Source organism: Rhodovulum sp. PH10, from assembly GCF_000293785.1.
Classification (GTDB): Bacteria; Pseudomonadota; Alphaproteobacteria; order Rhizobiales; family Xanthobacteraceae; genus Rhodoplanes.
The window spans coordinates 1-7,010 of the sequence record NZ_AKZI01000200.1; the positions used below are offsets into that span (position 1 = coordinate 1).

Annotated in this window: 11 protein-coding genes; 9 read left to right on the forward strand and 2 right to left on the reverse strand. The window is 68.9% G+C overall.

Annotation, left to right across the window (positions count from 1 at the left end):
- The 9 genes from A33M_RS25145 to A33M_RS21350 all read left to right on the forward strand — a co-directional run.
- Nucleotides 1-271 (forward strand): hypothetical protein (locus A33M_RS25145; RefSeq protein ID WP_040622452.1); only part of this gene is annotated, 271 nt, incomplete at its 5' end.
- Nucleotides 272-275: 4 nt separating this feature from the next.
- Complete coding sequence (locus A33M_RS21315) at nt 276-620, forward strand: hypothetical protein (protein WP_008391864.1); 345 nt, start codon at nt 276-278, stop codon at nt 618-620.
- Nucleotides 620-766 carry a hypothetical protein gene (locus tag A33M_RS24315; RefSeq protein ID WP_008391865.1) on the forward strand — a complete coding sequence of 49 codons (147 nt, stop codon included), beginning with the start codon at nt 620-622 and terminating at the stop codon, nt 764-766. The genes A33M_RS21315 and A33M_RS24315 overlap by 1 nt, the downstream gene beginning before the upstream one ends.
- The gene (locus A33M_RS21320; RefSeq protein ID WP_008391866.1) at nt 763-1,044 is read left to right on the forward strand and encodes a hypothetical protein; all 282 of its coding nucleotides are present in this window, start codon (nt 763-765) and stop codon (nt 1,042-1,044) included. Before A33M_RS24315 ends, A33M_RS21320 begins: the two co-directional genes overlap by 4 nt.
- A 12-nt stretch (nt 1,045-1,056) precedes the next feature.
- A complete protein-coding gene (locus A33M_RS21325) occupies nt 1,057-1,980 on the forward strand; it encodes a YqaJ viral recombinase family nuclease (RefSeq protein WP_008391867.1) in 924 nt (307 codons plus the stop codon).
- Nucleotides 1,980-2,738 carry a hypothetical protein gene (locus A33M_RS21330; RefSeq protein WP_008391868.1) on the forward strand — a complete coding sequence of 253 codons (759 nt, stop codon included), beginning with the start codon at nt 1,980-1,982 and terminating at the stop codon, nt 2,736-2,738. The genes A33M_RS21325 and A33M_RS21330 overlap by 1 nt, the downstream gene beginning before the upstream one ends.
- The gene (locus A33M_RS21335) at nt 2,735-2,974 is read left to right on the forward strand and encodes a hypothetical protein (protein ID WP_040622453.1); all 240 of its coding nucleotides are present in this window, start codon (nt 2,735-2,737) and stop codon (nt 2,972-2,974) included. Before A33M_RS21330 ends, A33M_RS21335 begins: the two co-directional genes overlap by 4 nt.
- Nucleotides 2,949-3,215, forward strand: coding sequence for a hypothetical protein (locus A33M_RS21340; RefSeq protein WP_008391869.1), 267 nt, complete (start codon nt 2,949-2,951; stop codon nt 3,213-3,215). Before A33M_RS21335 ends, A33M_RS21340 begins: the two co-directional genes overlap by 26 nt.
- A 271-nt stretch (nt 3,216-3,486) precedes the next feature.
- The gene (locus A33M_RS21350; protein ID WP_157223614.1) at nt 3,487-4,575 is read left to right on the forward strand and encodes a tyrosine-type recombinase/integrase; all 1,089 of its coding nucleotides are present in this window, start codon (nt 3,487-3,489) and stop codon (nt 4,573-4,575) included.
- A 109-nt stretch (nt 4,576-4,684) separates the two neighbouring features.
- Here the strand turns inward: A33M_RS21350 and glk are convergent, their stop codons facing one another.
- A complete protein-coding gene (gene glk, locus A33M_RS21355) occupies nt 4,685-5,656 on the reverse strand; it encodes a glucokinase (RefSeq protein WP_008391873.1) in 972 nt (323 codons plus the stop codon).
- Between the two features lie 19 nt (nt 5,657-5,675).
- Nucleotides 5,676-6,920, reverse strand: coding sequence for a glycogen synthase (gene glgA / locus A33M_RS21360; RefSeq protein ID WP_008391875.1), 1,245 nt, complete (start codon nt 6,918-6,920; stop codon nt 5,676-5,678).
- Nucleotides 6,921-7,010: the final 90 nt, after the last annotated feature.

Consider the following 7,010-nt stretch of genomic DNA (forward strand, 5'->3'; position numbering starts at 1 on the left):
GGGCGCGGCCTCCGCCACTGGCGATTGGGGCGCGGCCTCCGCCACCGGCGATCAGGGCGCGGCGGAAGCTCTACATTCCACAGCCACTGCCCATGCAAGCGGTCCAGATGGGCGCGCTCGCGGCGTGGTCGGGGCATCCCTGCATCTCGATCGCCGAGATGGCGATGGCGCGATCACTCACGCCTGGGCCGGCATTGTCGGGCGCGACGGCCTCAACCCCATGACCTGGTACTCGCTCGACGAGAGCGGGCAGCCGGTCGAAGCGGAGTGATGAGATGCGCGACACGCTCAGCTATCACTTCGAGGAACTGCCCGTGTTTCGCGGGCGTGACGACGATACGGTTGCCGGCATGGTCAGCGGGTGGGCGGAGATCACCTACACCGGCCCCCACGACTGGGGCGTCATCGCGATCGTGCTCGACGGGCACAACGGGAAGATCGGGTGGGAGGCCGAGAGCCGCCGCGTGCACCTCGACCAGCGGGTCGACGCCTACCTGTGGCGCACGATCTGCGAGGGCCTCGAAGACGAGGCCGACCGGATCGCCGAGAAGATCATCGACCGCATGGATGACCTCGCGGCCAGCCGCGGCGCGGATGCAGCGTGGGAGGCTCGGGTCTGATGGATCGCACCTTGCTCGCCGAAGTCCTCGCCGACCTGTCCGATCCCTGGACCTGGGCCGAACTCGTCCTGATCACGATCGGCATGACCGGCATGGTGGTCGGCGCGATCGCCCTGCACATGCTGCTCGGAGGGGCAATCGGATGACCAAAGCCCGCACCACGCCCGGCACGAGCGCGGAGATCGTCCTGTTGCGACCGGGCGGTCGCCCGCGCCGGGAAGCGCCCCGCCCGGCCGAGCCGACGCCGATCGTCGACCTCGACGCCGTCCGAAACGTCCGCTGGTTCCGCGAGGCGCTCGGTCTCGTGCCCCGGCGGTTCGATGCAGCCTCGCCGTGGTGGAACGTCTCGCCGCGCTGGGCGAGCGAACGCCGGGAGTGCGCCGTCTACACGACCACCGACCCCGAGCCGCCCGAGGCGGCGTGATCAGGAGCGCGCATGGATCAGATCGAAAACATCGAGCGCATCTCGGTCTCGTCTCGCGCCGAGTGGCTGGAGCTTCGGCGTCACGACGTGACGGCTTCCGACATCGGCGCGTTGTTCGGCTGCCATCCATACCGAAGCGCCCTCCAGGTCTATGCCGACAAGGTCGGCGAAGGCGTCGACCGCGCCGACGACGCGGCGATGCGCGCCGGCCGCATTTTGGAACCGGGCGTCGCCATCGCGGTCGCCGAGGAGCGGCCGCAATGGAAGATCGGCAAGGCGAACGAGTATGTGCGGGCTCCGGACCTGCGGTTGGCCGCCACCCCGGATTTCTATGCCACGGACGACCGTGGTCCCGGCATTCTGGAGACCAAGACGGCCGATCCGGTCGTCTTCGATCGAGATTGGAACGGCGGGCCGCCGATGGCGTGGACGCTGCAGTGTCTCGTGCAGATGATGCTCACCGGCGCGTCCTGGGGTGCTGTTGCCGTGCTCGTGAGGTCACGCGATTTTCCGATCCACATCTACGACGTGCCGCGGCACCCCGACGCCGAGAGGAAGATCATCGAAAAGGTCCGAGGCTTCTGGGCCGCCGTAGAGACCGGCACACAACCTCCGGCCGATTTCACCAGGGACGGAGCCGTGCTCTCCACCATGTTCCCGCACGAGCGGGGCGAGCCGATCGATCTGAGCGACTCGAACCGGCTGCCAAAAATCTTGGAGCGCCGCATCGAGCTCGCGACGCTCATTCGCGCCGCGGAAGCAGAAAAGGACGCGATCGACACCGAGCTGAAAAGCGCACTCGGCGATGCGCCGGAGGGCAGGCTGCCGGGTTGGCGCGTGACCTGGCGCACACAGCACCGCAAGGAGACGATCATCCCCGCGAAGGACATGAGGGTCCTTCGGGTATCCGACCTTCGATCGAGAGGAGCAGCCTGATGACCACCGACACCGCGTCACTTCCCGCGCCCACCACCGCACGCCAGATTGCGCCGGCCGGCGACGTCTTCGCAGACGCGGCCACGTTCGAGCATGCGCAGCGCGTCGCGAAGGTGTTTGCTTCGTCCAGCCTCGTGCCGCCGCATCTTCGTGGCAACGTCGCCGACTGCCTCATTGCCTATCAGATCGCGCGCCGGCTCAACGAGGAGCCACTGACCGTCTTTCAGAACATCTACGTGGTCAGCGGCCGGCCGGGTTGGAAGACCGAGTACGTGATCGCGCGGGCGAACAAGGCCGGCGTGTTCAAAAGCCGCATCACGTGGGAGACCACCGGCGCCGGCCAGACGCTCGGCGTCACGGCCAAGGCCGTTCTTTCCGACAGCGGCGAGGAGGTCCGAGTGACTGCAGACATGGCGATGGCCAAGGCCGAAGGATGGACGAAGAATCCGAAGTACGCCTCGATGCCCGAGCACATGCTTCGCTGGCGTTCGGCCGCAATGCTGGTCCGGCTCTATTGCCCCGAGGTGATGCTCGGAATGCCGGTGCTGGAGGAGATCGAGCCGGAGAGCAGAAGGGACATGCGCGACGTCACCCCGCCGCGCTCCGCCGCACAAGCGCTCGACGATTTTGCCGCGTCGCTGGACGGCAGCGCCGACGCCGCAAACGAGGCGTGCTCCGCATCCTCGGGCGAAACCGAGGCGGCAGAAGTCGACGCGCGCGCGAGCGGAGATGCCGAGCAGGGAGAGGCTGCGGCATGAGCGACGAGATCGCATGCGCATTGCGCGGGGCGCGATTGATCGTGGACGCCCTCGCCGTCGAGCGCAATCGGTTCAAGGCCGAGCGCGACGCACTCCGCGCGCGAGCGGATGATCTCGAGATGGCGCTTCGGGCGGTGCTGTACGCAGACGACGAGTCCCGTGCGGAGGCCTGCGCGGCGGCACGGACGTGGCTGTCCGAACAGCCCGAAGATGCTCGGGACGCCGAGCATGGGTGATCGCCCCTCGATCGCGGCCCAGGTCGACGCCGTGGAACTCGCCGCGGAGAACGACCGCGGCCACCTCGAGGTGCTGCGGCGGAAGACCGGGCGTGAGGCCCGCCCAACCGAAATGCTCGCGATCATCGAACAGAGAATCCCGGTTCTCGACGCCGCGGCCCGCACGCTCCGCTGGGTGCACCGGCACGAGGCCGAGCTGCGCGAGCGGTTCGGGCTCGGGCGGAACGAGGAGGCAGCCTGAGCATGCCCCGGCCTCGCGAGCGGATCCCTGCCGAAGACGCGCCTATCACGCCAGTCCGGGTCGTGACCGAGCCGCGGCGCGGGCTGTCGCGCGAGGAAGCGGCCCGCTATGTCGGCATCGGACCGACGAAATTCGACGAGATGGTCCGGGACGGTCGCATGCCGCCCCCGTTTCGGATCGACGGTCGTGTCATATGGGACCTGCGCCGGCTCGACCTCGCGATCGATGCCCTCGCTGAGCCGGCTGGACGACGCTACCTGGACGGCGCAGATTGGGCGCCGCGATGCACGACGACCTCCCGCCGAACGTAACGGCCTACCCAGATCGGCACGGCCGAATCCGCTATCGGTTCCGGCGGAAGGGCCTTCCGTCGCGTGAACTGCCGGGGCTCCCCGGCAGTTCCGAGTTCGCCGCGGCCTATGCCGAAGCATCCGCCGGCGTGCGCCGGCCGTCGTCACCGCAAGGCATGCCGACACTCCGAGATGCCTGGGTCGAGATCCAGCGCACCCACGAGTGGCGATCCCTGCGCCCGTCGTCGGCCTACCAGCAGACCGGCGTGGCCGAGCGGTTTCTGTCCTCTCCGATTGCCACCGGGGCCTCGCGGCTTTACGGGGGCACGCCGGTCGCCGAGATCACCCGGGCCGACGTCAAGCGCATCATCGGCACCTACGCGGCCACGCCCCACGCCGGACACGCCGTACTGAAATTCCTGCGCAAGGCGTGCCTCGTCGCACTCGATCTCGGCTGGATTGACCACGACCCGACCTATCGGGTCGAGTATCGGCCAGCGCTCCGTGGTCACCGGGGCTGGACTGACGCCGAATTGCAGCGCTTCGAGGACTGGTGGGAGGTCGGCACCCGTGAGCGGCTCGCCTTCGCGTTGGCGCTCTATACCGGCCAGCGCCGCGCCGACCTGGCGGCGATGCGGTGGAGCGCGTTCGACGGCACCGGCATCGCCGTCGTCCAGGAAAAAACTCGCGCCCCACTGTGGATTCCTGCCCACCCGGATCTCCGCGCGATCCTGGCGGAGACGCACCGGCACGGCCCGGCGATGATCGCGACGGAATACGGCACGCCGTACACCACCGAATCCTTCGGCAACCTCATGGCCGATGCGATCGCCGATGCCGAGCTGCCGAACGATTGCCGACTGCACGGGCTGAGAAAGACCGCCGGCCGTTGCCTCGCCGATGCCGGCTGCACGGCTCACCAGATCATGGCGATCCTCGGCCACCGGACGCTCGCGGAGGCCGAGCGCTACACCCGCGATGCCGAGCAGCGCCGCCTCGCCCAAGCGGCGATCGACCGCTGGACGCGACCGGTCCGCTTGATGCCGTCCGGCAAAGCGAGGCGGGAATGAGCGGGAAGGTTCGTCAAAGGTTCGCCATCGGAAACCATTGATCTTCCACGGATAGGTCAATCCTGCCGGGGTCGCCAGACTTTTCGCGCGTTGCACGGGCCGCGGGCGATCACGCCACGTCGAAATGCCCGCGGGCGAGCGCCGAGAGGCCGATGAAGGCGACCGTCGGGTGGACGATCACGCTGGTCGGAATCTCCTGCAGATAGGGGCGGAAGCGGCCCTTGGCCTCGAACCTCGTGCGAAACTCCGAATCGGCGAACAGCGCGGTGAAGCGCGGGACGATGCCGCCCGCCACGAAAACCCCGCCGCGGGCGCGAAACATCAGCGCGAGATCGCCGGCGACGGTGCCGAGCAGCGCGCAGAACATGGCGAGCGCGGCGCGACAGGTCGGGCAGGCCCCCTCGAGCGCGAGCTTGGTGATGTCGGGCGCCGAGCGGGTGGCGACCTCGGCGCCATCGAGCGCGGCGATCGCGGCATAGAGATTCTCGAGCCCCATGCCGGACAGCGCCCGCTCCGCCGAGACGTGGCCGAACCGCCGGCGCATCTCGGCGAGCACCGCATCCTCGCGCTCGGTGACGGTGGGCAGCGTCGCGTGGCCGCCCTCGGTCGGCACCACCGCATAGCCGTCGCCGCTCGGCACCAGCGCGCCGACGCCGAGCCCGGTGCCGGGCCCGAGCACCGCCAGCGGCGCGCCGGCGAGCGGCGTGCCGCCACCGATCCGCAGGACGTCCTTCGGGCCGAGATGCGGCAGCGAGGACGACACCGCCTCGAAGTCGTTGACGAGCAGCACCCGCTCGAGGCCGAAGGCGGCGCGCAGCTCCACCGCGTCGACCACCCACCGGCTGTTGGTGAAGGCGCTGCGCTCGCCCTCGACCGGCGCGGCGACCGCGAGCACCGCGCCGCGCACGCTCGTCCCGTGCCCCGACGCCCCGCTGCGGCTGGCGAGGAAGGCGGCGATCGCGTCCTTCACCGAGGCGTAGTCGGCCACCGCGTGGCGGTCGACCGGACCGATCAGCCCCTCCGAGAGGAGCGCGAAGCGCGCATTGGTGCCGCCGATGTCGCCGAGCAGAATTGCCGTCACGCCCGTCCTCGTTCGACCGTCACTGAGAGAGCGGCCGATGCTGGCCGCGCAGTCTCAGATACAGGTCGTAGGTCTGGCGCGCCACGCTCTGCCAGGAATAATTCTGCTCGACCCGCAGGCGGCCGGCCTCCGCCATCCGCGCGCGCAGCTCGGGATCGCGCACCAGCCGGTTGATGCCGTCGGCGAGCGCCTTGCTGAAGCGGGCCGGCGCCACCGGATCGTGCGGCGGCTCGGGCGAGAGCTGGGGATCGATCAGAAGGCCGGTCTCACCGTCGATCACCACCTCCTTGATGCCGCCGACCGCGCTGCCGACCACTGGCGTGCCGCACGCCATCGCCTCCAGGTTGATGATGCCGAACGGCTCGTAGATCGACGGGCAGCAGAACACCGTCGCGTGCGAGTAGAGGGTGATGGTGTCGGCGCGCGGCAGCATCTTCGGGATCCACACGATGCCCGGCCGGCGACGCTGCAGACTCGCCACCATGTCCTCGATCTCGCGCTGCATGGCGAGCGTGTCGGCGTCGCCCGCGCACAGCACCACCTGCAGATCGGGATCGAGATGCGGGATCGCCTGGATCAGATAATAAAGCCCCTTCTGGCGGGTGATGCGGCCGACGAACAGCACGAACGGGCGGTCGGGATCGATGCCGAGGCGCACCAGCGTCTCGGGGTTCTCGATGCGGCGGTACTCGTCGGTGTCGATGCCGTTCGGGATCACGTGGACGCGGTCCTCGTCGACGTCGAACAGCCGCAGGACGTCGTCGCGGGTGCTCTTGGAGACGGCGATGACGGCGTCGGCGTTCTCCAGCGCGTTGCGCTCGATCCAGCTGGCGAGATCGTAGCCGTGGCCGAGCTGATCACGTTTCCACGGGCGCAGCGGCTCCAGCGAGTGCACCGTGATCACCATCGGCACGTTGTAGAGGATTTTTGCGAGCAGCCCCGAGAAGTGGGTGTACCAGGTGTGGCAGTGGATGATCTCGAGATTGCCGCCGAGCTCGCTGCCGATCCCCTGCCCGACGAAGCCGAGGCAGGTGGAGAGCGCCTTCAGCGGCGAGACGTAGGACTGCGGGCAGCCGGCGAACATCGTGGTGTCGACCTTGATGCCGCGCACATGGAGCTGATCCATGTCGAGCGTCTGGTCGTGGAAGGTGCGCACCTCGACCTGGGTGAGCTTGGCGAGCTCGCGCGTGAGATACTCGACGTGAACGCCGGCGCCGCCATAGACGTAGGGCGGATACTCGTTGGTGGTGATCAGGACACGCATCGAAAACTCCTCGTCGCCCGCGGGCGACACGTGATCGAACCCGAGACGATCAGGCGACGCAGCGGAGCAGCACGGCGGGGTCGTGGTCGG